21 protein-coding genes are annotated in these 26,662 nt (G+C 36.4%); 14 read left to right on the top strand and 7 right to left on the bottom strand.

The genetic code is table 11. The annotated features are described in order from the left end of the window. Nucleotides 1-1,182 (top strand): leucine-rich repeat domain-containing protein (locus DNJ77_RS08055; RefSeq protein ID WP_157966654.1); only part of this gene is annotated, 1,182 nt, incomplete at its 5' end. A 133-nt stretch (nucleotides 1,183-1,315) separates the two neighbouring features. Beyond that, entirely contained in the window at nucleotides 1,316-3,385 is a 2,070-nt protein-coding gene (gene glyS, locus DNJ77_RS08050; protein ID WP_116964481.1) for a glycine--tRNA ligase subunit beta, read from the top strand. Here the strand turns inward: glyS and DNJ77_RS08045 are convergent. Next, a complete protein-coding gene (locus DNJ77_RS08045) occupies nucleotides 3,382-5,073 on the bottom strand; it encodes a long-chain-fatty-acid--CoA ligase (RefSeq protein ID WP_116964480.1) in 1,692 nt (563 codons plus the stop codon). The two genes, glyS and DNJ77_RS08045, sit on opposite strands and share 4 nt — an antisense overlap. Nucleotides 5,074-5,400: 327 nt before the next feature. Here DNJ77_RS08045 and DNJ77_RS08040 point away from each other — a divergent pair, with 327 nt between their 5' ends. The 11 genes from DNJ77_RS08040 (at nucleotide 5,401) to DNJ77_RS07985 (ending at nucleotide 19,625) form a co-directional block, all read left to right on the top strand. Next, nucleotides 5,401-7,707: an acyl-CoA dehydrogenase gene (locus DNJ77_RS08040; RefSeq protein ID WP_116964479.1), complete on the top strand. Its 2,307-nt coding sequence runs from the start codon at nucleotides 5,401-5,403 to the stop codon at nucleotides 7,705-7,707. 16 nt (nucleotides 7,708-7,723) lie between these two features. Then, a complete protein-coding gene (locus tag DNJ77_RS08035) occupies nucleotides 7,724-10,417 on the top strand; it encodes an acyl-CoA-binding protein (RefSeq protein WP_116964483.1) in 2,694 nt (897 codons plus the stop codon). Nucleotides 10,418-10,550: 133 nt separating this feature from the next. Then, a complete protein-coding gene (locus DNJ77_RS08030) occupies nucleotides 10,551-11,741 on the top strand; it encodes an acetyl-CoA C-acyltransferase (protein WP_116964478.1) in 1,191 nt (396 codons plus the stop codon). Between the two features lie 489 nt (nucleotides 11,742-12,230). Next, nucleotides 12,231-13,043 carry a HugZ family pyridoxamine 5'-phosphate oxidase gene (locus tag DNJ77_RS08020; protein ID WP_116964477.1) on the top strand — a complete coding sequence of 271 codons (813 nt, stop codon included), beginning with the start codon at nucleotides 12,231-12,233 and terminating at the stop codon, nucleotides 13,041-13,043. A gap of 5 nt (nucleotides 13,044-13,048) precedes the next feature. After that, entirely contained in the window at nucleotides 13,049-13,708 is a 660-nt protein-coding gene (locus tag DNJ77_RS08015; RefSeq protein ID WP_116964476.1) for a MotA/TolQ/ExbB proton channel family protein, read from the top strand. After that, nucleotides 13,705-14,121 (top strand): ExbD/TolR family protein, encoded by a 417-nt coding sequence (locus tag DNJ77_RS08010; protein WP_116964475.1) that lies wholly within the window; start codon nucleotides 13,705-13,707, stop codon nucleotides 14,119-14,121. Before DNJ77_RS08015 ends, DNJ77_RS08010 begins: the two co-directional genes overlap by 4 nt. A 62-nt stretch (nucleotides 14,122-14,183) precedes the next feature. Beyond that, entirely contained in the window at nucleotides 14,184-16,262 is a 2,079-nt protein-coding gene (locus DNJ77_RS08005) for a TonB-dependent receptor domain-containing protein (RefSeq protein WP_116964474.1), read from the top strand. 8 nt (nucleotides 16,263-16,270) lie between these two features. Next, nucleotides 16,271-16,951 carry an energy transducer TonB gene (locus DNJ77_RS08000; RefSeq protein ID WP_116964473.1) on the top strand — a complete coding sequence of 227 codons (681 nt, stop codon included), beginning with the start codon at nucleotides 16,271-16,273 and terminating at the stop codon, nucleotides 16,949-16,951. Next, nucleotides 16,944-17,789, top strand: a complete 846-nt coding sequence (locus DNJ77_RS07995) for an ABC transporter substrate-binding protein (RefSeq protein WP_116964472.1) — start codon at nucleotides 16,944-16,946, stop codon at nucleotides 17,787-17,789. The genes DNJ77_RS08000 and DNJ77_RS07995 overlap by 8 nt, the downstream gene beginning before the upstream one ends. Next, the gene (locus tag DNJ77_RS07990; protein WP_116964471.1) at nucleotides 17,786-18,841 is read left to right on the top strand and encodes a FecCD family ABC transporter permease; all 1,056 of its coding nucleotides are present in this window, start codon (nucleotides 17,786-17,788) and stop codon (nucleotides 18,839-18,841) included. Before DNJ77_RS07995 ends, DNJ77_RS07990 begins: the two co-directional genes overlap by 4 nt. 1 nt (nucleotide 18,842) lies before the next feature. Next, nucleotides 18,843-19,625 (top strand): ABC transporter ATP-binding protein, encoded by a 783-nt coding sequence (locus DNJ77_RS07985; protein ID WP_116964470.1) that lies wholly within the window; start codon nucleotides 18,843-18,845, stop codon nucleotides 19,623-19,625. 78 nt (nucleotides 19,626-19,703) lie between these two features. Here the strand turns inward: DNJ77_RS07985 and DNJ77_RS07980 are convergent, their stop codons facing one another. Both DNJ77_RS07980 and DNJ77_RS07975 read right to left on the bottom strand, forming a co-directional pair. Then, nucleotides 19,704-20,918 (bottom strand): MFS transporter, encoded by a 1,215-nt coding sequence (locus DNJ77_RS07980; protein ID WP_116964469.1) that lies wholly within the window; start codon nucleotides 20,916-20,918, stop codon nucleotides 19,704-19,706. After that, on the bottom strand, nucleotides 20,919-21,215 hold the full coding sequence (locus DNJ77_RS07975) for a hypothetical protein (RefSeq protein WP_116964468.1): 297 nt from the start codon (nucleotides 21,213-21,215) through the stop codon (nucleotides 20,919-20,921). A 272-nt stretch (nucleotides 21,216-21,487) separates the two neighbouring features. On the opposite strand from DNJ77_RS07975, the gene DNJ77_RS07970 reads away from it, so the two are divergent. Beyond that, a complete protein-coding gene (locus tag DNJ77_RS07970) occupies nucleotides 21,488-22,498 on the top strand; it encodes an agmatine deiminase family protein (RefSeq protein WP_116964467.1) in 1,011 nt (336 codons plus the stop codon). Here the strand turns inward: DNJ77_RS07970 and tilS are convergent. The 4 genes from tilS to lgt are packed head-to-tail and all read right to left on the bottom strand — an operon-like array spanning nucleotide 22,452 to nucleotide 26,574. After that, nucleotides 22,452-23,687, bottom strand: coding sequence for a tRNA lysidine(34) synthetase TilS (tilS, locus tag DNJ77_RS07965; protein WP_116964466.1), 1,236 nt, complete (start codon nucleotides 23,685-23,687; stop codon nucleotides 22,452-22,454). The two genes, DNJ77_RS07970 and tilS, sit on opposite strands and share 47 nt — an antisense overlap. Nucleotides 23,688-23,690: 3 nt before the next feature. Next, the gene (gene serA / locus DNJ77_RS07960; protein ID WP_116964465.1) at nucleotides 23,691-24,932 is read right to left on the bottom strand and encodes a phosphoglycerate dehydrogenase; all 1,242 of its coding nucleotides are present in this window, start codon (nucleotides 24,930-24,932) and stop codon (nucleotides 23,691-23,693) included. Further along, complete coding sequence (locus tag DNJ77_RS07955) at nucleotides 24,932-25,765, bottom strand: thymidylate synthase (protein ID WP_116964464.1); 834 nt, start codon at nucleotides 25,763-25,765, stop codon at nucleotides 24,932-24,934. Before DNJ77_RS07955 ends, serA begins: the two co-directional genes overlap by 1 nt. A 2-nt stretch (nucleotides 25,766-25,767) precedes the next feature. Next, nucleotides 25,768-26,574: a prolipoprotein diacylglyceryl transferase gene (gene lgt, locus DNJ77_RS07950; RefSeq protein ID WP_116964463.1), complete on the bottom strand. Its 807-nt coding sequence runs from the start codon at nucleotides 26,572-26,574 to the stop codon at nucleotides 25,768-25,770. Nucleotides 26,575-26,662: the final 88 nt, after the last annotated feature.

Genomic DNA, 26,662 nt, shown 5'->3' with positions numbered 1-26,662 from the left:
AATGTATCAGGGCGTGATTTAGAGAACCTTACATTCACAATAGGTGAATCTGAACTTACTGGCGTGAACTGTCAATCATTACTTGATCAAGAGCCATGCAGTATCAGTTTTAAGGATTCTTCAATGCGTTCATTAGCATCAAACAACATTGCTGATTTTACGATTAAGAGTAATGGCGAAGTAGTATACAAAGACGTTGTCTATTATTATGACACAATCGATAATACAAAAGGCAGATCAGTAGATGTAAACAAGCTTGATAAACTAGCAACGATTAAGCTGTATACCCAGTTTTCTGATAATACCGAGATTACAGTAACGGATGAAACTCAAAACGATTCTGATGGGATCACACTTGAGAGTGCTCAAAATCAAAACTATATAACAGTAAAACTTAAACCAACGGCAAATACTAAGCTGGGTGAACATAAAATTAGAATAGACGTTAAAGATAAAAATGGCACAGTAGAGCGCTTCTATACTTCTATCCAAGTTCACAATACAAATGGTATGACTATTAATAATAATAATAACGTCCTAACAAGTTATACAGGGTCACTAACCGATGTTGTGATTCCCTATGGTGTAACAGAAATTGCTAATTTTACTTTTGATAACTATCCAGTAAGGCCTTCTGGTGGTCTAACCTCTGTTGTGATCCCTGATGGTGTGAGAACAATTGGTATTAGAGCTTTTGCCAGTAACGATAAGCTATCCACAGTAGTGATACCTAATGGGGTGACAACTATTGGACTTCATGCTTTTTCCTATAGTACACAGCTAACTTCAGCTGTCTTACCTGAGGGTATTACAATTATCAGCAGCAATCTATTTTCTAACACAAAACTAACTTCAGTTAAGATTCCTGATAGTGTTATAAGTATTAAATATGGAGCTTTTTGGCAGAGTACATTCACTTCAATTAAAATACCTAAGAATGTTACAACTATTGAGGATAAGGCTTTTGAGCTCGTTCCGTTATCTTCTGTAGTTATTCCCAAAAGTGTTATAAAGATTGGTAGCGAAGCTTTTTATCAGGGTCATCCTACTAAACTTCAGTCTGTGATTATTTGTCGTAATAAGGAACCCTCGTCAGCATATGATTTTGCTCATGATGCCTTTAAGAATTTTGATAATAATAAAATTATATGGGATCCAAATCACCAAGAGTGTCAAAAATAATCTAAGGTGACAGCTATTCTATATTGAAGCGAGCGAGATAAATTTTGGCAGTAAAAGCGCTATAGTTTTTACTGCTTTTAATTGCTATTCTCGCTAGAATAGCGAGCCATTGATGGAATTAAAATAAAAATGTATGTTAAATAAAGCTGATTTATTATTTGAACTTGGCACAGAAGAGTTGCCTCCTAAGTCACTTAAGAGCATGGCGCAAACACTTGTCAACCATGTTGGTCAAGCATTGGATCAACTTGAGATTGGGTATAGTGCAAAAAACTTCTATGCTTCTCCTAGGCGCTTAGCCTTTCTCATCAAAGATTTACAAGCTATACAAAAAGATAAGCTAATCGATAAAGAAGGACCATTTGTCGATAAAGCCTATGATCAAAATGGACAACCCACACAGGCAGCGTTAGGCTTTGCTGATGCTTGTGGCGTTAGATTTGACGAGCTTAGCGTGATTGACCATAAAAAAGGCAAGCGGCTTTTTTATCAAGTCAAACAACTTGGCAGTAAAATACAAGATCTGCTTCCAGGTATCATTGAAGATGCGTTAAAAAAGCTACCTATTCCTAAAACCATGCGTTGGGGGAATGAGAGTCATCAATTTGTGCGTCCTGTTCATTGGGCAGTTTTAATGCTTGGAAATGAAGTGATTCCTGCTCAATTTTATGGTTGTAAAACAGCAAATATAAGTTATGGACATAGGTTTCATAACCCACAAGCATTGGTAATTACACATGCAACAGCATACGTTGAGTTGCTCAAGCAAGCTTATGTCTTAGTCGATTGGCAAAAGCGCAAAGCAAAAATTATTGAGCAAGCACATACAATTGCTAACAGACTCAATGCCAAAGCTGTATTGAATGATGATTTAATTGAGGAAGTGACTGCAATTGTTGAATGGCCACATGCGCTTTGCTGTGATTTTGATATGCACTTTTTACGTGTGCCACAAGAAGCACTGATTTCAGCAATGGAAGAACATCAAAAGTGTTTTGCGATCGTTGATCAAAATGGTAAGTTACTTAATCATTTTATTACAATAAGCAATATCGATAGCAGTCATCCTCAAACAGTTATTAAAGGCAATAATAAAGTTATGGCTGCACGCTTATCTGATGCAGCATTTTTTTATGATACTGACGTTAAAAGACCTCTTGAGTCATATGTTGAAAAGCTTAAAGTCGTGACTTTTCAACAACAGTTAGGTTCGGTTTATGATCGTACGCTACGCATATCAAATTTAGCTTATGAAATAGCCAAGCTTATTGGAGCAGATGCTTTACTTGCTAAGCGTGCAGGTATGTTAAGTAAGGCAGATTTAATGACCGACATGGTTTATGAGTTTACTAATCTACAAGGTGTGATTGGTAAGTATTATGCAAATGCTCATGGTGAACACAATGATGTATGTCAGGCTATAGAGCAACAATACTGGCCAAAATATGCAGGAGACAAACTGCCAGAAAATAAAGTCGCTCAAGCTGTGGCATTGGCCGAAAAACTCGATACTTTAGTGGGCATCTTTGGTATAGGTCAAAAACCGACAGGGGATAAAGATCCGTTTGCATTAAGACGAGCAGCAATTGGAGTACTTCGTATATTAAAGGAACATCAATTATCAATTTCGCTTTTAAGCTTGATTAAACTTTCGATTGCAACGTTCAACCCTAAACTGAATACACAAAATGATTTAGAAAACTTACTGTTGCAGTTTTTTGTTGATCGCTTAAAAGTGATTTATAAAGACGAGGGTGTTACAAGTGAAATCTTTGAGTCTGTCCTTGCTGTTGAGTATAGTAATATTGCGGATTTCGATGCACGTATTCAAGCACTGATAAGTTTCAAAATGCACCCAGTGTGCGAACGGTTGGCACAAAGCAATAAGCGTGTGGTTAACATATTAGAAAAAAACAACATCAAAACTCAGCTGAACATCAATGAAAATTTATTTATCGAGACTCAAGAGAAAGTATTGTTCCAAGGGCTTTTATCGGTGGAAGATAAGCTTAATAAAGCAATTTTCAAGCAAGCTTACTACGATAGCCTGATTGCTTTATCTGCTTTAGATGAGTCACTTGCTTTGTTTTTTGAGCATGTGATGGTAATGGACAAAGATGAGTCGTTAAAAAACAATCGCATTGCGCTATTACAAAGGTTGCATGCGATGTTTAGGAAGGTTGCGGACTTAAGCGTGCTTTAGTTTTTTACATTAAGAATATATTTTTCTTTTAGCTCTTGTTTCATCACTTTTCCAACGGTGTTTTTAGGGAGCTCTGGTAAAAACATAATATCTTTTGGCGTTTTGTAATGTGCTAATTGGGTATAACAAAACTCAGTGATTTCTTTGGCAGTGATAGATTTGCCTGTTTCCAACACGACAAAAGCAAAAGGTTTTTCGCCACTGGAATGTGAAGGGGCTCCAACAACAGCTACTTCTTTAACTTCAGGGATAGTTAGAATGGTGTTTTCAATTTCTTTAGGAAAAACGTTAAAGCCAGAAACAATCAGCATATCTTTAGAACGTCCCGATATTGTTAAGCGTCCCATTTCATCTAAATAGCCAATATCACCTGTTTTAAGCCAACCATCATCTGTAAAATGCTCTTTAGTGATTGCATCTAAATGCCAAAATCCTGGCGATTGTTGAGGACCTTTAACCCATATTTCACCATTTTCATTTGTAGCTAACTCATTACCGTTATCATCTTTAATAGAAACGTCTGTACTAGGTAAAGGGTAACCAACTGTGCCGTTGAATTCATCATCATTGTCAAAAAGGTTAATAGTCACAGCTGGTGACATTTCTGACAAGCCATAGGCTTCTTTTATGGTAACTCCAGTTACTGCTTTCCAATCATCTGCTACCCGCTTAATCGTTGACATGCCGCCACTTAACGTATAGCGAAAATGTGGAAAAGTAGATTGACGGAAGGCATCATTGTGTAAAAGTGCGGCGTATAGTGTATTGATACTATTAAAAATCGTAAAAGGCGTTTTTTGCATAGTTTTAACAAGTGACTTAATATCGCGTGGATTAGGGATAAGTACTTGTTTTGATCCCGCTAGGTAGAAGGTAAATAAGTTGGCTGTAAGTGCAAAAATATGATAAAGCGGTAGTGCACCAATAATTACTTGTTTATCTAATTCGACTGAGCTGCCAATCCAGCTCCATACTTGATCGATATTAGCAACAATATTTTTGTGTAATAAAATAGTACCTTTTGGTTTGCCTGTTGTACCACTTGAGTATTGAAGACAAGCCATATCATCACAAGAGACTTTTACACTTATTTCATCAAATGTTTTAGAGTAATTCAAAGCTGAGCTTAAAGTATGAAATTGCGTTTTATCATAATGACATTTCATGCCTTTAATGTAAGTTGCAATAAAATGAATGATTTGTTTTTTGGGGAAGGAGTAAAGATCGACTAAGTCAGTCACAATCATGTGTTTTAATTGAGGTAAATATTTTTTTGCTTCTTGTGCTAAATGTGCAAATGTACTAAGTACGATAATTCCCTGAGCGCCAGAGTCTTCCATAATTTCCTTGACTTCATGGGCAGTATAAAGTGGGTTAATGTTTACGAAAATGCCACCAATTTTTAAAATACCAAACAATACTACGGGAAATTGGAGTAAGTTTGGCAACATAATCGCAATTTTATCGCCTTTTTTAAATCCAAGTTCATGATATAAGAATGCAGCAAAACGATTGGCATAATCATCGATTTGTTTAAAACTTAAATCATGGTCATGACATGATAAGGCGATGTTTTGAGGATATTTTTGTACGACTTTTTTTAGCATTGAATTTAACGTTTCAGTCGAAGGTGGGATTTCAGTAGGAACGTTATTAGGGTAATTTTTAATCCATGACTTATCTGACATATATTAATTTCTCCTTTCCATTAATAACAAACTAAGAAGTTGATATTTTAGACATAGCATTAGCTGGTTGTAAATAAATTCACTGTGCTTTCGTTTGAATATGCTGCCTTGCAATGTAAATTTATGATTTTTCATAATATTTTAGCTGCTGGTGCTTAATTTTTTACAAAATCGCTGTTATATTGCTTGGGTATTTAAATGGATAATACTCCAGTCAATGTGCGTATAGCTAGTATGGGGTTTTAATTAAGTCTTGTACGAGGAAGTGAAAGGGTTTTGCCAGTGCTTAATTTAAAATTTAAAAACTTAAGATAAGGAAGTATGCTCATGATAAAAAAAATTTATAAATCAAGCAAAAAGTCCATGCCACCGATTTCAGCAACAGAACAAGTTGCACTTGATGCCGGAGATTGTTGGTATGAAAAAGAAGTTTTTCAGGGGAGACCTGATTTTGAAAAATTACATAGTGCAAAAAAGTTTGAGTTAAATGAGGAAGAGCGAGCATTTTTAGACAAAGAAACAAATGCACTTTGTGCCATGCTTGATGATTGGAAGATCACTCATATAGATCGAGACTTACCAGTTGAAGTTTGGGATTACTTGCGAAGGAATGGCTTTTTTGGTCTTGTTATTCGTAAAGAGTATGGAGGAAAAGGGTTCTCAGCAGCAGCGCATTCAGAAATTGTGATGAGGATTGCTACAAAGAGTGTTTCAGCTGCAGTGACAGTGATGGTGCCCAATTCTTTGGGTCCAGGTGAGCTTTTACATCATTATGGGACTGATGAACAAAAACAAATGTTTTTGCCCAAACTTGCTAAAGGAATTGATATTCCTTGTTTTGCATTAACTGGACCCACAGCAGGCTCTGATGCTACTTCACTTCCAGATAAAGGAGTGGTATGTAAAGCTAATTATAATGGTCGTGAAGTATTGGGCATTCAATTAGAAAACATTAATAAACGTTATATTACCTTGGCGCCGATTGCAACAGTAGTGGGGCTTGCATTTCAACTGTATGATCCGGATAAATTATTAGCAGATGTTGGTAGAGAAGGAATTACCTGCGCGCTTTTGCCACATGATCACCCAGGTCTTGAAATTGGTAATCGGGCGTATCCTTTGTCACAGGCATTTATGAATGGCACGATTCGAAGTAAAAATTTATTTATTCCGATTGATTGGATCATTGGTGGGCAGAAAATGGCTGGCGAAGGCTGGCGAATGTTAGTGGAGTGCTTATCCATTGGGCGAGCGATTTCTCTACCTGCTTGTGGCACAGCCAATGCACTTTTATCAACGGTTATGACCTCAGCTTACAGTATGGTACGCGAGCAATTTAAATCACCTATTGGTTACTTTGAAGGTGTAGAAGAGAAACTAGCGCAAATGGGAGGGCTTGCCTATATTGCCAATGCAACAAGGCAATTTACCGTTGCGGCTGTAGATGCGAATGTGAAGCCTTCTGTTGCATCAGCAATCTCTAAATACCACTTAACTGAAATTGGACGTAATGTTTTAAATCATGCTATGGATATCCACGCAGGACGTGCCATTATTATGGGACCCAATAATTATTTAGCACGAGGTTATCAGGCTACACCTGTTGGTATTACCGTTGAAGGTGCAAACATCATGACACGTAACTTAATGATATTTGGACAAGGTGCAATGCGTTGTCACCCTTACGTGCGTGATGAATCTGAGAGTTTAATGAATCAAGATGAAAAAAAGGGCTATGAAACTTTTTCACGATTGATGAAAAAACACATTGGTTATTTGACTAAGAATAAGCTACGAACTTTTTGGTATGGGTTAAGTTGTGGGATAACTGCTAAAGGATACGACTCTAAATTTAATCTTTATTACAAGCGTATTACCAGGTTAAGCTCAGCTTATGCCTTTATTAATGACGTTGCTTTGATCACATTAGGTGGTGAGTTAAAGCGTAAAGAACGTTTATCAGCACGTCTTGGTGATGTGATGAGTTATTTGTATATGGGGTGTGCGGTTTTAAAATATTATAAAGATAATGGGGAGCAGAAAGCTGATGATGTTTTTGTTAGTTGGAGCTTGCAGCATTGTTTATACGAAGCACAAAATGCGCTTATTGAAACCTTGAGCAATTTCCCAAATAAAGCTTTAGGTAGTGCGTTACGTTTTATTGCATTTCCATATGGTAAGCCTTATAAAAAGCCAAATGATAAACTTGATCATAAACTTGCTCAGGCATTGCTAAAAGATGAAAATACGCGTAAGCGTATGAAGGATATGTGCTTTGTGCCAAAAGATGATAAAGATCCCGTTGGGCGTATGGAGCTTGCTTATCAAGCAGTTCTTCAAGCCATGCCTGTGCAAAAGAAGATTAAAGATGCGATAAAATCAGGCACTTTACCGAAAAACTCATGGATGAGCTTAATTGAAAAAGCTAAACAACATAATGTGATTAATGATGAAGAAGTTGTGTTACTTAAAGATGTTATAAAGCGCGTTAATGATGTAATTCAAACAGATGAATTTGCACCTTATGCTTTAGGACCTAAAAATGCCCACCCAGAGTGGCAACAAGCGTATGAAGCAAGGTATAAATCAAAGGATGAAGCCAAATCAACTAAAAAAGCGTATGCAGATGCGTAATTACAGGAGACCCTTAATGAGTGAGTTGGAGCAAAAGTTTAATGAAATGGTAAAAGCAGTACGCAATGCGACCATTGAGTTCAAACCAGATAACACTGAGAAATTAAAACTATACGCCTTTTATAAACAGGCAACAGTGGGTGATGTTGATGGCAAATGCCCGTCGGTGTTAAAAATGGTTGAGCGCGCAAAGTGGATGGCTTGGAATTCGATCAAGGGGCAAAGCAAAGAAGAGGCAATGAAAGGCTATTTATCTGTTTTTGGTGATAAAGTAGAAATTGCACCAAAAATGTCGGTATCAGCTAAACAAGAAAATAGTCATACTCAAAATCAACCCTTATTAAGTGAGATGCAAGCTCAGCGTTGTATTCAGAAGGTTGCGGTTTTAGGAGCAGGTGTCATGGGGGCTCAAATTGCAGCACACTTTGGTAATGCTAGGATTCCAGTTGTTTTATTTGACTTAAAAGCAAAGCAAGGCTCAGCCAATGCTTTAGTTGAAGCATCACTTGAGAAACTCAAGAAACTCAATCCTAAACCATTTAGTTCATCTAAAGCGATACACTATATCACCGCGGCGAATTACGATGACGACTTAGAGAAATTGAAAGATTGTGGATTAATTATCGAGGCAATTGCTGAGAGGATGGATTGGAAGCAGGATTTATATCACAAAATAGCACCATATGTCTCAAGTAAAGCGATTCTTGCGTCTAATACTTCAGGATTAAGTATTAAGGCATTAACTAAAAGCTTGCCAGAACAACTGCATGCACGTTTTTGTGGGGTACACTTTTTTAATCCGCCACGCTATATGCCATTGGTTGAACTTATTCCTCATCATACAACCAAGCCAGAAGTATTAGATGAGCTCGAAACCTTTTTGGTGCAAAAATTAGGTAAGAGCATTATTCGTGCCAAAGACACTCCAAATTTTATTGCAAACCGTTTAGGCGTCTTTTCTATGTTGGCAACTTGCTATTACACGGAAAAATTTAATATTCCATTGGAAGTTGTTGATGGTTTAACGGGTAAAAAGCTAGGGCGTGCTAAAAGTGCAACTTATCGAACAGCAGATGTTGTTGGGCTTGATACCTTTGGTCACGTGGTCGATACAATGGCAAACAATCTTAAAGATGGTTGGGAGAAGGTATATAAACTGCCAGACTGGATTCATTTGCTACTGGCGCAAGGTGCTTTTGGTCAGAAAACTAAAAAAGGGTTCTATGTTAAAGAAAAAGATGGCTTAAAAGTATTGGATTTAGAAACCAAAACCTATCGTTTATCTGATCAAAAGCCAGATAAAGAAGTAATAGAAATTTTGGCTGAAAAAAACTGGTCAGTAAAACTTGAGAAATTAAAAAATCTAAATCACCCACAAGCACAATTTTTATGGTCATGTTTTAGAGATAACTTTCATTACGCAGCTTGTCTTGTAGGTGAAATTTCAAATTATCCTAAAGATATGGACTTGGCGATTCGTTGGGGCTTTGGTTGGAAAGAGGGAATTTTTGAAATTTGGCAGCAAGCAGGTTGGCACAAAGTCATCCATTGGATAGAGGAAGATATTAGGTTAGGTAAGACTTTGTCAGCGCGAGCATTACCAGATTGGGTGCACGAGTTAAAAGAGGGGGTTTATGGTGACAATCAATCCTTTAGCTTTGCAAATAATGCTTTGATAACACGCAAGCAACTACCGGTATATGATCGACAATTGATTCAAGATTATGTGTTTAACGAGCATAGCGATATTCTAGCAGAGACACTTTATGAGAATGAAGGCGTACGTTTATGGACAATTGATGGTGAGGTGGGCATTTTAAGCTTTAAAAGTAAAATGTGTGCAATTGGTTCGGATGTATTAGATGGCATTTCACAAGCCATCAAGATTGTCGAGCAAAAATTAAAAGCAATGGTCATTTGGCAAGAACAAGATATTTTTTCAGCAGGTGCAAACCTTGAGGAATTTGGCTTTAAGTTCATGATGAATGGTAAAGATGCTGTGTATGAGGTTATTCAAAAGGGGCATCAAATCATCACTCAAGAGTTGCGTTATAGTAAAATCCCAGTGGTAGCAGCGGTAAAAGGCTTTGCCTTTGGTGGTGGGTGCGAGATTCTTTTACACTGCGATGCAGTTGTGGCTGCTCATGAAAGCTATATTGGTTTAGTGGAAGCAGGTGTTGGCATTATTCCTGGCTGGGGTGGTTCAAAAGAGATGGCAAAACGTGCATCAGTTGCTCAAGATCCTTGGAAAGAATTTGAAAAACGTTATAAGAATTTAGCAATGGCGCAAGTAGCAACAAGTGCTTATGAAGCAATTGAAATGGGCTTTTTGTGTGAAAGCGATACAGTTGTAATGAATAGCAAAGAAATTTTAAGTGTTGCAATTGAAAAAGCTAAATACCTTGCCTATTGTGGATATCAACCACCATTGAAACTGCCTGTCAAAGTCTTTGGTGAAGCGGGGATTGCAACAGTGAAAGGTCTTTTAGTGAATATGCGTGATGGTAATCAGATCTCAGCACATGACTATAAGATTGCAACAAATCTTGCTGATGCGATGTGTGGTGGTGAAATTGAAAAAGATACATTAGTGTCTGAGGATTGGTTACTGAAACGCGAGCTTGAAAACTTTGTTGAACTTGCTTTGTCTGAGAAGAGTGCTGCGAGGATGCAGTATATGTTAGAAACTGGGAAGCCATTGAGAAATTAGGTTTGACTGGATTAAAATTAATCAAGTTGATGTAAATAACTGGAGTGACTCACGTTGTTACTTTTAACGATAAAAAATTGCAAAAGCATAAGTCACTCCAGTTAAAGAAAATTAAAATTGGGAGTGTGTTCTGATGAGTGAACAAAATGTATATATTGTTGCTGCTAAAAGGTCGGCTGTCACAAAAGGTAAGCGTGGCGGTTTTGCTAAGAAGCGACCAGATGATTTATTAGCAGATATATTAAGCGTAACGGTAAAAGAGTCAGGAATTAATCCTGAAGATATTGGTGATGTTGTCATAGGATGTGCGATGCCAGAAGGTGAGCAAGGGATGAATGTGGCACGTATTTCAACGCTTTTAGCAGGATTGCCAGATTCAGTGCCTGCTTTTACGATTAACCGTTATTGTAGCTCAGGGCTTCAATCGATTGCGATTGCTGCTAATGAAATTGCCAGGGGCAATATGGAGGTTGCTATTGCAGGTGGGATTGAATCAATGAGCATGATTCCATTTGGTGGACATAATATTTCGTTTAGTAGTGAAATATTCACAAAAGATGAGAATGTAGCTATTGCTTATGGAATGGGGATTACCGCAGAAAATGTTGCAAAAGATTGGAATATCTCTCGTGAACAACAAGATGAGTTTGCATTAAAAAGTCATCAAAAAGCATTGAGTGCAATTGAAAATGGTTATTTAAAAGATGAAATTGTTCCTGTTGAAGTGCATCATAGAAAGCCAGATGAAGCAAAAGATAAAATCATCGATCACAAGAAAGTTATTCAACAAGATGAAGGTGCGCGTGCTGATACCTCCCTTGAAGCACTTGCAAAGCTAAAACCTGTATTTGCAGAAGGCGGTTCTGTTACAGCAGGTAATAGCTCACAAGTTTCAGATGGTGCTGCTGCTGTAGTGCTTGTCAGTGAATCATATCTTAAAAAACATAACTTGAAGCCACTAGGAAAGTTTTTAGGTTTTGCTGTGGCTGGTGTCCCAGCACGTATTATGGGCATTGGACCAATCAAAGCGATTCCAAAGGTGCTAGAACAAACCAATCTTACATTGGAAAATATTGACTGGATTGAGTTAAATGAAGCCTTTGCAGCGCAGTCATTAGCAGTTATGAATGAGTTAAAACTTGATGAGGCTAAAGTGAATCCTTGTGGTGGGGCAATTGCATTAGGTCACCCATTGGGTGCAACTGGTGCTGTTTTGACGGTGAAAGCATTACATGGCTTAAGGCGCACTGGTAAAAAATATGGCATGATTACAATGTGTATTGGTACTGGTATGGGGGCAGCTGGTATTATTGAAGCATGTTAGCTTGTTTTATGGACTTATCCGTCCTTTATATGAGTTAGAAACTGATATAGATAAAAATCAAATTTTAAACTCAGTATTCTTTAGAAACTGTATAGAGATAATTCCCATGTAAATTGGAAATTCTGTCACAGTTTCAACATTCAGTTGAAAATCTATATGAAGCACTATTCTCTAGATGTTTAGTAAGTTTAATGTTTATGGCATATGTTAAAATTGCAAATAATCATCACTCTTCCCTTTTTTTGCTAGCCGCTTATAGCAGTTATGTTGCACAGGGGATCGAACATTGTTCTTTCATTATCGAAGTCTTGATTAGAAGCATACCAAATGGTTTTGTCTCTTAAAAGGTTTTTAATGATAGAAAATATAGATAGCTACACAATTTAAAAATTTTAAAAAATTACTTCATTTTTTATTGATTTAAAAATAATAACCATTATCATTTAACCACTATTTGATAGTGGTTATCATTCTTATTAGGAGACATTTATGACGCAGGAACAATTATCAGTTCATGGAGTATCATCAGATACAAGTGAACGTAAAAAACAACAAATTGCAATACGGGCAAGACAATTGGCGAAACAAAAGCTTTATGGTGTATTAGCAACTCAATCTATTGCTATGCCAGGCTACCCATTTGGTTCTTTAGTGCAGTATGCTTTTGATGAACAAGGAGATTTGATTTTATATATCAGTAAGTTAGCTCAGCATACACGTAACATTGCTAAAGATGATAAGGTGTCTTTAACAGTGATTGAGGATGATAAACAAGATATTCAACAAGCCGGACGTGTGACAATAATGGGACGTTTAGTGCCTTCTCAAGATGAAGAAAAGGCAGCTAAAATTTATGTGCAGTTTTTCCCTGATTCAGCACATTATCAAGATAAAATGCACGATTTTCATTTTTATAGACTAACAATTGAAAAAGTTCGCTTTATTGGTGGGTTTGGCGATATCAACTGGGTAGTTAAAGAGGATTTTTGCCTGTTACAAACGTTTAATCTACAAATGATCAATAGTGCGGTTGAGCATATGAATCAAGATCACCAAGCAGCACTTCATCTTTATTGTGATTTATTTGCCATTAAAAAAGAAGATAAAGATACGGACATTAAAATGATTTACTTTGATCAGGAGGGAATGTGGCTACAAAGCACACACAAGAATCATTACATTTCTTTTGATCATGTTGTTACCAATATGTCGATGTTAAGAGCCGTTTTGGTTGCAATGACAAAAAAAGCAAAGCAGCAACAGGCGATGAATGAACAAACGTTTTTAGAAAAGGTTGTATAACAGTCATGAATCATCTTTTTACTCAATTTGGTGTAATCGGATATACCATGTTGGTGGTAAGTTTTATTATTGTGGCACTTTGCATCGAAAGAGCATTAACTTTTTTGAGCTTGCCAAAGCTAAATTTAAAACGAGTTTCTGATATGATTTTAGCAATCAATCAAGACAATAAGAAAGAACTTAATGCATGCTTAGGTCAGCTTAAAAAACCGTTGTTAAAATACATAAAACCACTCTTTATCGAATCAAAACACATTGCTGAGAGTGAGCTTTGTCTTTTGCTTAGGAAACAGCGTCAACGTATGCAACGACCACTTATTTGGTTAAACCTATTTGCAGTTATTTCACCTATGCTCGGGCTTTTAGGAACAATTTGGAGCATGAGTCATTCTTTTGCAGCTTTAGCACAATCGCTAGATGGTAATGGGTTACATAACATGATCACGTATTTATCTCAAGCAATGTATGCCACTGCCTTTGGTATCGCTTTAGCATTGATGAGTTTGCTCGCTTTTTATAGCTTCCGTCAATATAGTGAGCGCTACCTTGCTAATTGCGAGGAAGCACTGAATTACTTGCTGCTTAGCTTAGATCGTCAACATGAGCGGAAGCTTAAGCAAAAAGAAAGCAATATGGTTAATCTAAAAACACAAGTCGCCTTATGATTATTAGTCACAGTCATTATGAACATGCAAGTCTTGAGGTAGATGAGCCAAACTTAATTCCTCTTTTAGACTTTATTTTGGTTTTATTGGTGATGTTTGTTTTATTAGCAGGACCTATCCAGCATGTAATCAAGTTACCATTGCCAGAAATCAAGGGCAATGTGACAGAACAAACTAAGACTGAATTAGTAACCATTTATTTACAAGCAAATGATGATTATAGGGTTGATGGTATGCATTTTAATACGCTTGATTCATTGAAAGCTTATTTACAAACCAAGCAGCAGACACAAAAATTAAATAGTATAAGCCTTGCTGCTAACAAAGATTTGCCATTACAAACAATATTGCAGGTATTTGCACTTGTGAAAGCACTCGGCTTAAAAACAGCAGATATACAAGTTAATAAATAATCTGAGTTTTATCACTATCTTTGAATTTTAATAAAACCTTCAAATTTAAACAGGAAATAGCGATGAAGAAAAAATTATTGGTAAGTTTTATTGTGCTGATAATAGCTAACGCCACACATGCAGTACAGCAAAACAATGAACAACAGCGAGTGTTAGATCTAGATGAAATTCAAGTGCTTGCAATTAAAAAAGCTTTGCCAGAAGAGTTAAAAGACAAAGCAATATCCCTACCACTAGCATCTGATAATGATAGGGTATTACCTAATCTATCAGTACAAACACCTAGTAATCCTGTAGGATCAACTATTCATGCTTTAAATGAAATGGCAGGTGTACAAACTATAGGTGGTAATCGACCAATCTCACAGTCTGTTAGTATTGGAGGACTCACAGATGATCGTGTGTTTGTAGGTATTGATGGTGTGAATAATAATCTGGCTTCTTTTGGACATAATCAGACAAGACTATTACCTAATCAGAGCTTATATAAACAAGTTTCAGCTAGTCAATCTGGTGGTGATATTACTTATGGAAATGGTAACCTGGGGGGAGCTGTTAATTTTGTGACATTAGAGCCAAGTGATATTTTAAATGATCAAAATTTTGGTGGTAAAGTGGCAATAGAAGGGGCAACGGGTGATAAAAGCGGTAATGCTAATCTTGGTCTTGCTTTGAGAACAAAAGATGTAAGCTATTTATTTGACATCGTAGGTGTGCGAAATAATAACGTTCGTTTAAGTAATGGTCAAACCCTATCTGATTCAGCAAGTAATCAACTGCAATATTTAGCAAAAACCGTTTGGAATATCTCGCAAGCACAAACGTTAAAGCTTTCTTTTTTATCGATGCAAAATGTAGGACTTTACCCTGCAACGGTAAATAAACAAACTTCAGTTACCAATCCAAGCTCTAACTTTAATTATTTCCAAACTCAAAGTATGCTGAATTATCGATTTAACCCTAATAATCCTTATGTTGATTTGAATTTCAAAGCCTATTATAACGAGAATCATTTTAGTTCTTCCCCCATTACAAATGGTAATGGTTATGCCTTGCCTCAAGATATAAATGTCAACACTACAGGCGTGATGTTTTCGAATAATACAAAAGTTATTCAGCAGAGGCTTTTATATGGTGGTGAATATAACTTTATTAATGGTTATGATGGTTATAACAGTAATACAAGTGCAAATTTTCCAACCGCAACCCAACAGCTTTATAGTTTCTATTTGCAAGATAGTTGGGATATTATTTCAAGCCTAAATGTAACGATTGGTGGTCGATTTAATGGTTATCAAAGTCAAAGTAGTAATTTGAGTAGCGATGGCTCATTTTTCACTAAACAAGCCAGTATCAGCTATCAGGTTATTACGCCACTTAAGGTCTACATTGGTTATACAGAAGGTTATCGAATTCCATCGATTCAAGACTTATATTTAGGTGGAAATCATCCTTATAGTAGTTATGTATTTTTACGCTTTATCCCAAGTCCCAACCTTAATCCTGAAATTGGGCATAATAAAACAATTGGTTTTGTGTATGCTCAAGACTTAACCGATACACAAAAAATAAGTGTTTCAGGCAACGTGTTTTTAAATGACATTGATGATTATATTCTAAATAGTAACGTTAGTCTTATTATTAACCCACCACTACCACCAACAGCAGTTAATCAAAACATTAATATTTCCAAAGTGCAGATCTATGGATTTAACTTATCAGCGGGCTATCAAACCAACTGGTTTGATGTAATGACTAATTTCACGTATACGCGTGGGAAAACCAAATCAGCATATACTAATGATCGAGGCAAGATCATTCCTTCAGGCAGTGCCTTACCTATTCCACAAGCTAAGGGAATGGTTGCATTGGCTGTGCCGATTAAGATGATCGATAGCACTGTGCAGACACGTTTTGATTATGCCTTAGCGCAAAACTATGTGCCTAATAATACACCTAAAGTACCAGGTTATGCACTGTTGGGCTTAAGTTATCAATGGCAACCGCGTTTTGCTAAAGGTCTTACTTTATCGGCGGGTGTAGACAATATTTTTGATCAATACTATCAAGATTATGATGGCAGTACTTTGGTGCCAGCAATCGGTAGAAGTATTTATGCTCAGCTTAGCTATCGTTTTTAGGTAAATACATGTTTGAAGGTTATTTAAAACTTATTGTGGCAGCTCTAGGTTCATTTGCAGTGAATTTAGCGATATTAGGCGTTTTAAGCTCAAATTCCCTTACAAAGTGGCAACTTGGCGAAAGCCAATTACAGTCACAGCAACTTAAGCAAATATTACAAAGCATCACGCTTTCACAAGAGTCTCAAGCAAAAGTACAAAAAAACTTATCACAACCACCACAAGAGCTAAAGCTTGCAAATACGTCAATAGATAAGCAGAAATTAGATGAAAAGATTATAGCTACGACAAAAACAAAAAAAGAAACTAAGCTCCATCATAGTGATTATAAAAAAATGAAAGAACATGCACTCAAACAACATGAAGAATCAGTAAAAACTCAGCAAGCAGTGGTTGAAATTACACGACAGCCTAAGCTTGCTTATACCCCACCTAAATTAAATTACCCAATTACTGCAATTAACAATAATGAACAAGGAAAGGTAAAAATTGAGGCCAACATTACAATAACAGGTGCAGTTGGAGAGTTGAAAATTATTCAATCAAGTGGTTTTCAAGCATTAGATCAAGCAGCAATTAAGTGGTTTAAAAAGTTAAAATTTACCCCTGCATTAAGTCAAGGCAAAGTGGTATCTACAAAAGTGGTGCAGGTAGTTTCATTTAACTTACAGGAGCAAATAGGTGGATAAGAAATTCTGGTTAATTATGATTGGTCTTTGGTTGAGTACATTTAGTGCGTATGCCAGTAAAGTGGTTACAATTGGTCCAAGTGCAAGTTCAATTGCAGTGGCATTAGGCGAAAAAAGTATAGTTGGTGCTGATAGCGAAAGTATTGAGTTTATAGGTAATAAACAATCAAGAAATTCTGAGCTTATGGAAAATGTAGGAAAGGTAAAAGATATTGGTTACATGCGTGCTTTAACGATTGAGGGTATTGTCAGCTTACAGCCAAATTTAGTTATTGCAGATGCAGCAGCTTCTCCTATTTCAGTTATTAAGCGTTTGAGTAACTTTAACATAGAGGTTATTAGTCTTAAGGAAGTTAAGGGTTTATCAGATGTAAAAGCAAATATTACTATGGTTGCAAAGGCATTAGCCAAACACACAGAAGCTAGGGTTATATTAGAAGAAATGGATCAAAAATTACAGTCAGCAATTAAAATTATTGATCAATATAAGCCAAAAAAGGTGCTCGTTTTATTACAAATAGCCGCAAGTAATGTCTACATGTTGGGCACAGATACACAAAGTAATCGTTGGCTAAGTTTAATTGGTGCACAAAACATACTGTCATTTAAAGGGATGCGTCCAGCATCTAAAGAGGGGTTAATGATATTAAAACCAGACGTTGTTATTGTTGCTCAAGCTATAAATAACATGCCGTTGCCATATGCTGAAATACTAGAATATTTACATAAACAAAATCAAACAAAAATCACTACTATTCATGCTGCAAGCTTAGATAATTTTGGTGCATCTTTTGGGGATACAGTTTTACAACTTGCCAAGAAGGTATATGAGGCATGAATCAAGTAAGTCACCAGTCAATAATAAATGCACAAAAGCTTTTTCAAGTACAGCGAAATAAATACCGATTATGGATAATAGCTTTGTTATTGTTACTCGCTATGTCTGCATTTTTATCCATTCAATTTGGTGCTTTTCATATCAGTTGGATACAAGTATTTGACACAAATAGTCTGATGCAGAAAGTTATCGTTGAGCTACGATTACCGCGTTTGTTAGCAACAATGGTAATCGGTGCGGCGTTAGCATTATCAGGTGTAACCATGCAGGGGTTATTTCGTAATCCTTTAGCTGACCCAGCACTATTAGGAATGACCAGTGGTGCATCGTTATTTGCAATTTTATTTTTGCTATTGGCTTCAAGTATCACTCAAACAGTTTTTTTAGTGACATGGGGATTAGGCTTGAGTGCCTTTGCTGGAAGCTTAGTTGTGACTTTTTTAACATATTTACTATCTGTGACAAAGGGACAAAGTAACCTTGGTCTTTTGGTATTGGCAGGAGTGGCAATTAATGCTTTATGTGGCGCATTAATTGGTGTGATGATTTATTTGTCAGATGATAGCATTTTACGTAGCATTACTTTTTGGAGTATGGGGAGTTTGGCTAATATTGACTGGGGACAGGTCATGTTCTTAGTCCCTTGTGTGATTATGAGTGTTTTCCTACTTTCCAATACGGCTAAATATCTTAATGCAATGATTGCTGGAGAAAGCTTTGCACGTATGTTAGGCGTAAATATTCAAAAGCAGAAATTTAAAAGTATTATTGCCATTGCACTATTGGTAGGCAGTAGCACTGCTGTTGCAGGTCCGATTGCTTTTGTAGGTCTGGTTGTGCCTCATATCGTACGTTTTTTAATCGGAGTTGAACACAAGCATTTAATGCTATTAGCTAGTATTTTTGGTGCATTATTATTGACTGTTGCCGATGTTTTATCACGTACGGTTTTGGCGCCTGCAGAGTTACCGATTGGATTGATGACAGCTTTAATTGGTGCACCTTATTTTATTTATCTGTTGTTTAGTCAGAAAGTACAAAGAGGTAGTTAACATGTTGGTACTAAATGAGGTTAGCCTTAAGCTTGGGAATAAAGTGATATTACATGATATTTCAATGACAGTGGCAAAAGGACAGATTACAGGTATTTTAGGTGCAAATGGTGCAGGAAAATCAACTTTACTAAAAGTAATCACAGGAGAGTATCCCCATTACCTTGGTCAGATTATGATAGATGGCGAATGTCTGTCTCAAATGCCAAGAATAACACTTAGCCAGAAAATGGCGTTTGTCAGTCAACATGAGCAGGTACTAGGAGACATTAAGGTTATTGATTATGTGTTATTGGGTAGATTAGCTTATTGTAATGGTGATTTCAAAGAAAAAGACTATGCCAAGGCAATGAAAGCCTTGTCATTACTAGACAGTAGCTGTTTTTGCACTAAAAATTATATGCAATTATCTGGAGGTGAGCGTCAGCGTGTACAGCTTGCTCGTGCACTGGTACAACTTAGTCAAGAGAATTCTGAGTATGAAGGTTATTTGCTTTTAGATGAATACAGTGCGCACATGGATATTTATTATCAACGTCAAACCTTAAATATTCTGTCAAATCTTGCTAAAAAATATGAACTTGGTGTACTTGTTATAGGGCATGACTTAAATATTGCTCTTCAATACTATCAGGAAAGTGTGCTACTAAAAAATGGGCAGATGCTGGGTTTTAATAAAACGGAGAATTTATTAGTATCAAATTATATTTATCAAGCATTCCAAACACAGGCTGAGCTTATTGAATTAAAGAACAAAAATAGTAAAGTGATTGTGTTGTCTTAAAACCATAAGCGCTCTTCTCTCTTTAAGTAGTTCAAGGTGTACTTTAATCCATCAAAAAGGTTGCTTATACTTGAAATCTCATGTGGTTTCCACCACTTGAAATTTGGAGATTTTGAATTTAGTAAAGACCATATACATTAACAGCAAAACAAATAATGCGATAAAAGAAAATAACGCAATTGCAATGTTTGGTGTCACCAGCAAAAATAGTCCCCCAAATAAGGCGTAGCCTAGAGAAGTCAACGTTATCTCAAGCATCCAAATTACGGAGGTTACGGTTGCTCTAATCTCATTTGGTAAAGAATGTTGGATGTAATCAGCAAATAGAATAATTGCTATTTCTGGAATAACCATTGCCATAATAAAAAGACATATAGCCAAGCTCAGCGATGGCACAATATTTAAAAGCAAGACTACCCATAAAAGTATGACTGTAACATAACTAACTGTAGAGAAAGAAAACAGGCGCGTAATCCTATGCGCGACAACTACTGCAACACCTGATGTGGCTGTGATGATAGCAAATAGCGTACTAATACCCGCAACAGACATGCCATACCAGTTAAACAGTTCCTGAGCAAAAACAAAGTAAGGGGTTATGACGCCTTGCAGACAAGCAAAAGCAAATGCAAGAATAGCGAGCGGCGCATTAGATTTTTCACATAGAAAAGTTTTAAACTGTTGAGCGTTTTTAAGGATACTCATCTCAGAAGTAATTTCTTGTGCTATATTCTTTTCTTTTTTTATATCGCTTACTAAACCTAGGCATATGGCACCTAGAACCATGAATACAGCATAGCTTAAATAAACCGCTTCCCAAGAAATAGACTGCAAGAATCCGCCAATAAATATGGCGACTGCTAAAGAAATGTACTCAATTGCCCTCACTTGCCCTAAAAGTCTGATATGTAAATGGGTTTGATTAAGAGATTTTAATTTAGCAAAAAAGAAGGATTGTGGAACACTTACCATAATTGCAAACATCGCTCCCTTTAATGCGAAAATGATAGCAAAAATCATAAAGCCGCCAAGCATAATTTGTAATACAGCATCTAATGACATCATGAAAAGCGCCAATAACATGACCTTGCGATAACCAAATCTATCCGCAAGCAATCCCATCGGTATACTTATGAGTATATTACCCACATAGAATATAATTTGTAATATCCCAATTTGAGCGGTGTCAAAGTCCTTATAGAGCAAGAACAATACGAAAATCCCTCGATCAAAGCTCGCAGTAGAAAATGCTCGAGATAGGTAATATGGCACAATCCAGTTTAAATTCTTCATTCATCTACCCTTGTGTAAGTATTTAGCAAAATAATGCATGTTGTCTGGCATAACGTATGAGATTATTGTTGTTGATTCACTGTCAACAACCTTTAAAAAATGATTAGCTGCTAGTTTTAGAATAAGATTAATATCTCGTTTCTCTGCGGTTATATTGGCTATCTGGCATAAGAAGCTAATATAATTTAGCTCTTTTTGGATATAGACGTTCTCTGCTACTTGCAAGAATTTCTGTTTTTTAGCATATGAAAGTTGATTGAAGTAATTTATAACCTCACTTTCACTATAGTGATGCATTTAAATTACCTCCATCCACCTGATAGCTGTCGTAATTCTTAATAATATTTGATGGCGTCATAAATTCTATTATCATCTCCTTTTTGAGGCAGCAAACTATAACATTTATGCGCAAGACTCTGCTCATTTGTCTTTAACACAAGGCATTTGGAATGTAAAATACTTATGTAGTTTTTTTGGTTCACAGAACCTAGATAAAAGGTGAAAATTTTAAAGTGAGAAGATCTGTATTCTGGGTGGTGAGAGTTATACTATTTATAGGGAGTTCTATTATGTTAATGAATGCTGCTAATGCTGAACTAATTGTGCTTGCATCACCACCTGAGTATGATGATTATTATAGAAAAGTTGAAAAAGACATCATTGAGTTTCAGATTAACTATGCGCAGAAGATTATTGCCAATGGTGATCAGGTATTAATTTTGAGTTCAGATAGACTTTATCAGGTTTATATAGATACATTAGGTAAAAATCATGTGTTAAATTATCCTATGCAAGATATATGGATGAGAGATTTTACACTTACTAACCCTATTCAACCTGTTATGTTTCGTTATAGCGCAGCAGGACAAGGGGGTGGGAAATTAGGTCAAAAGTTAGCAGATTCGGTACAAGCAGGCTTTTATCGGTTGGTTGAGTCTATAGGCGTTGCTTTTAAAAAGACAGATTTAATTAATGATGGGGGTAATTTTGTCGATGATTACGCAGGTAATGTAGTGTTAAGTGATAAATTTTTACGTGATAATAAACTTTCAGCACAAGAAGCAAAAGATAAATTAAGAGTATTAACAGATGCTAAAAATATTGCATTTATTGAAGCAGATGAACAAGGGGGTTTAGAACATGCTGATGGTATTGTTAGTTTTATTGATGAAAATACCTTAGTGATCAATAGTTACCCACAAGATCAGGCTTATGCAGAACAATTAAAGCAAGCTCTAAAGCAGTCTTTGCCAAATGTTAAGCTCTATGAGATAATCACGGCTTATAATTACTCAAATATCTATGATAAGCACTTTGGTTCAGCTTGTGGTTTGTATACGAATATGTTAGTAACTAAACAGCATATCTACTTTCCACAGTTTGGAATTCCTGAGGATAAAATTGCTTTAAAGCAAATACTTGCGATTACAACCAAAAAAGTTATTCCAGTTGACTCTTATGAAATTTGTAAAATGGGAGGAAGTGTGCGTTGCATGTCTTTGCAACTCAGAGGGGATAGTGCAGAGAAGTTAATTACGTTTGCCCAGAACGACAAACAAAAAAAGGATAAACTGCAATAATGTTATTTGGATCATGCTTAAGGCAAATGATTAAAGCCTGTTTACGTTTAACAGCACTAATTCCTTTTTCTTGAAAAATAATTTTTAATTTTTGACTGTGATTGCGCCCTATCGGTTGGCAGCGATCATGAGGTTCGCGATTACGTATAAGGAGTACTTCTTTTGGCATATTAAAACTTGGGTTTTGGAGTTTAAGCCAGCTAAATATTTCATCTCTACTTGACTTGTGATTGAGGTTGATATCATTCATCTTAGCTGTAATAAACAATCGCTTATTTTCAATGTGAAGCATATGATCACTGAGTTCAAAGTGCCAATTACTACAGGCTTTGCTGATTCCAAGGCAAACTTGCTCAAGTTGTTCAAATGAAACGTGGCAATTTAATTCATCAAGCCAGAGTTTAACCATATGCTTTTGTTGTAATATAGGGTAAGTGTGCAGATGATTAAGGTTAATATGATTTTTATCAACACGCACAGTATCTAAAAGAGGATATAAGAAACTTTGTATTAATTGATGTGCCTCAGCACAAAGCTTTGCACTCCTAGTCAACGTTATCGTTGCACTTTCTGTAATGTTACAAAGCTTAGGCATAATTATATGACGAATGGCATTTCGTCTTAAATTTATATTGTCATTGCTTTCATCATTAATCCATTTTAGACCATGCTTTATACAGAATTTATGTAGAACATGCTTAGTCAAATGTAAAAAAGGACGAATTAAATGTCCATTAGCAAAAGCTTGTTGTGGTGCAATCGATGCTAAACCTTTAACACCACTACCACGAAGTGCATTTAGTAAAAATGTTTCGGCTTGATCTTCAATATGGTGACCAGTGACAAGCAAGCTATTAGGGTTAAGAGATAAAACTTCTTGAAAGAAAGTATAACGCTTATTACGAGCCCAGCTTTCGATATTGCTTTTATTATTAGGAGGAGTAAGTTTGTGACTGATGAAATCAATATTTAAAGCATAAGCTTGATTTTGGCAATGTATAAACCAATTATCAGCATTAGGGCTTAAGCCATGATGGATATGAATGGCATGTACAGAAACTTCTGACGCTAATTGTGAGCATAGGTATAAAAGTGCACTAGAATCTATCCCACCACTATAAGCAACATATAGGTGTTGGCTATCATATTGAATAATGTAAGTTCGAATATTAGTAAGTGCGGTATTCATGTTTTAAAATAAGACACGTGAGCGAATAGTACCGTCAATCGCTTTTAATTGTTGCACGAGTACACGTGAAGTATCCTCAATACTATTAATATCTATAACCACATAACCAATATTATTAAGTGTTCTTAAAAATTGTCCTTCAACGTTAATGTTATGGTCAGAAAAAACACGGTTGATTGCACGCATCGTGCCTGGTTTATTCTCATGGATATGCAAGATTCTATGGACGTTTGCTTGTGTGGGTAAAGAAAGCTCAGGGAAATTCACTGCTGAAATAGTTGAGCCGTTGTCACTATATTTAATAAGCTTATCAGCAACTTCAAGACCTATGTTTTGTTGGGCTTCCAGTGTGCTACCTCCAATATGAGGTGTTAAAAATACGTTATTTAACCCAATAAGTTCACTTTCAAATAATTCTCCATTCTTAGAAGGCTCTTTAGGAAAAACATCGATTCCAGCACCTTTTAAATGTGCTGACTTAAGTGCATCAGAAAGTGCTTTAATATCCACAACGTTACCACGTGAAGCATTAATAAGAACACTTCCTTCCTTCATCAAGCTTAGCTCTTTTTGACCAATCATGTTTTGTGTGCTAGGTGTATCAGGCACATGAAGTGTGACGATATCAGATTGTTTTAATAAGTCAAAAATGCTAGCACATGCTTTGGCATTGCCTAATGGGAGCTTGTTTTCAATATCATAAAAAAGGATATTCAATCCCAAATTTTCAGCGAGTACGCTTACTTGAGATCCGATGTGCCCATAACCGATAATACCAAGTGTTTTCCCACGCACCTCATGTGCACCAGCTGTTGATTTTAGCCAATTTTGACGGTGCATTTGGATGTTTTTATCTATAGCGTTACGATAAAGTAAAATCATTTGACCGATTACAAGCTCAGCGACACTACGTGTATTTGAGAAAGGAGCATTGAAAACTGGAATGCCTAAAATTTGTGCAGCATCTAAATCTACTTGGTTAGTGCCAATACAAAAACAACCAATAGCGATCAGGTGAGAGCATGCTTTAAGTACTTTTTCGCTTAATTGTGTACGTGATCGTATTCCCACAACTTTAATATCTTGTAAAGCGATAATGAGTGCATCGTCATCTAGTGCATGTGGGAGCGTTTGTACGTTGTTGTAACCTGCTTGAATAAAAGCGTTTTGCGCTTGTTCATGGATGCCTTCAAGTAGAAGAACTTTAATAGCAGCTTTATTTAAAGAGGTCATTTGTTGTGTCATTATACGGCAACCTGAGCTTTTATTGTGGGATGGAATTGATAGTTTACGACCTCAAAATCATTAAACTCATAGCTAAAAATAGACTCAGGTTTACGATTGATAGAAAGCGTTGGTAATCGAAAAGGGTTACGTGAAAGTTGTTCTTGTATTTGTTCATGATGATTACTGTAAATATGGCAATCACCACCCGACCAGATAAACTCGCCAATTTCTAAATTACATTGTTGTGCAACCATATATGTTAATAAGGCATATGAAGCAATATTAAATGGCACACCTAAAAACGCATCAGCCGAGCGTTGAGTGAGCATACACGAAAGTTTATTATTTGCGACATAAAATTGAAACAAAGTGTGACAAGGTGGCAATGCTGCTTTTCCCTTTTTAACGTTTTGTTGAGGCGAGAGGGATTCGTCTGGTAAAACCGCAGGATTCCAACTATTTACAATAATACGCCTTGAGTCTGGACGAAATTTGATTAGATCAATGGCTTGTTGAATTTGATCTATTGTCTCTCCTGTAGGCGTTTGCCAGCTACGCCATTGTTTGCCATAAATAGGACCAAGGTCTCCGGTTTCCAGCGCCCACTCATTCCAAATGCGTACGCCGTGCTCAAGAAGGTAATTGTTGTTGGTATCGCCTTTTAAAAACCATAAAAGCTCATAAACTACACTTTTAAAATGGACTTTTTTGGTGGTGACAAGCGGAAAACCTTTTGTTAAATCAAAGCGCATCTGATAGCCAAAAATGCTTTTAGTACCTGTGCCTGTGCGATCTGTTTTAACTATGCCATGGCTATTTATATAACGTAGAAAGTCAAGGTATTGTTGCATCGTCACTCCTTATGGATTTGAGTAGATTTCTTATTTTGCATCGAAAGATATAGTAAGATTAAAAGCCCAGAAATAATCATAGGTGAAGATAATAATTGTCCCATCGTCATCCAGTCAAATAGCATATAACCCATTTGTGAATCAGGTTGACGGAAAAACTCAGCAATGAATCTAAAGAGTCCATACCATACCAAGAAATTTGCTGAGATAAACAAACGAGGTCGTCTCTTACGTGATAAAAACCATAAAATAACAAACAATACCACTCCTTCTAATGCAAACTCCAATAACTGGGAAGGATAACGTGGCAAAGGACCGCCATTTGGAAAAATCATTCCAATCGGGGAATCTGTTACACGCCCCCAAAGCTCACCATTTATAAAATTACCCAATCGTCCAGCACCTAGTCCAATCGGCACCATAGGAGCAATAAAATCAAGAATATCAAAAACATTACATTTATGTTTGCGGCAAAATAAGGAGATTGCAAGAATCACTCCGATTAAACCACCATGAAATGCCATGCCACCATCCCAGACTTTAAAAATAACCCAAGGTGCACTGATGAAATTAGATAAATCATAAAAAACCATATAGCCAAGGCGTCCGCCTACGATAACGCCCAAAGCTGCATAAAAAATCATATCAGAAACTTGGTCTTTATTAATCGGACTATATGGTTTTTTGCAACGGATAAGTGAAAGAGCCCACGCCCCAGCAAAGCCCACAAGATACATAATGCCATACCAGTGTACTTTAATTGGACCAAGTGAAAATGCAACGGGGTCAATTTGTGGATAAATCAACATTTAGAAATTTTTTTATACTTTGAGTGAAGTGGCATTATTATATACCTATCACAAACCATTTTACAGATTTTATCACTTTGAATTATGC

The sequence above is a fragment of the Fastidiosibacter lacustris genome (assembly GCF_003428155.1).
Classification (GTDB): domain Bacteria; phylum Pseudomonadota; class Gammaproteobacteria; order Francisellales; family Francisellaceae; genus Caedibacter; species Caedibacter lacustris.
This window is presented reverse-complemented; position numbering and strand designations above follow the sequence as displayed.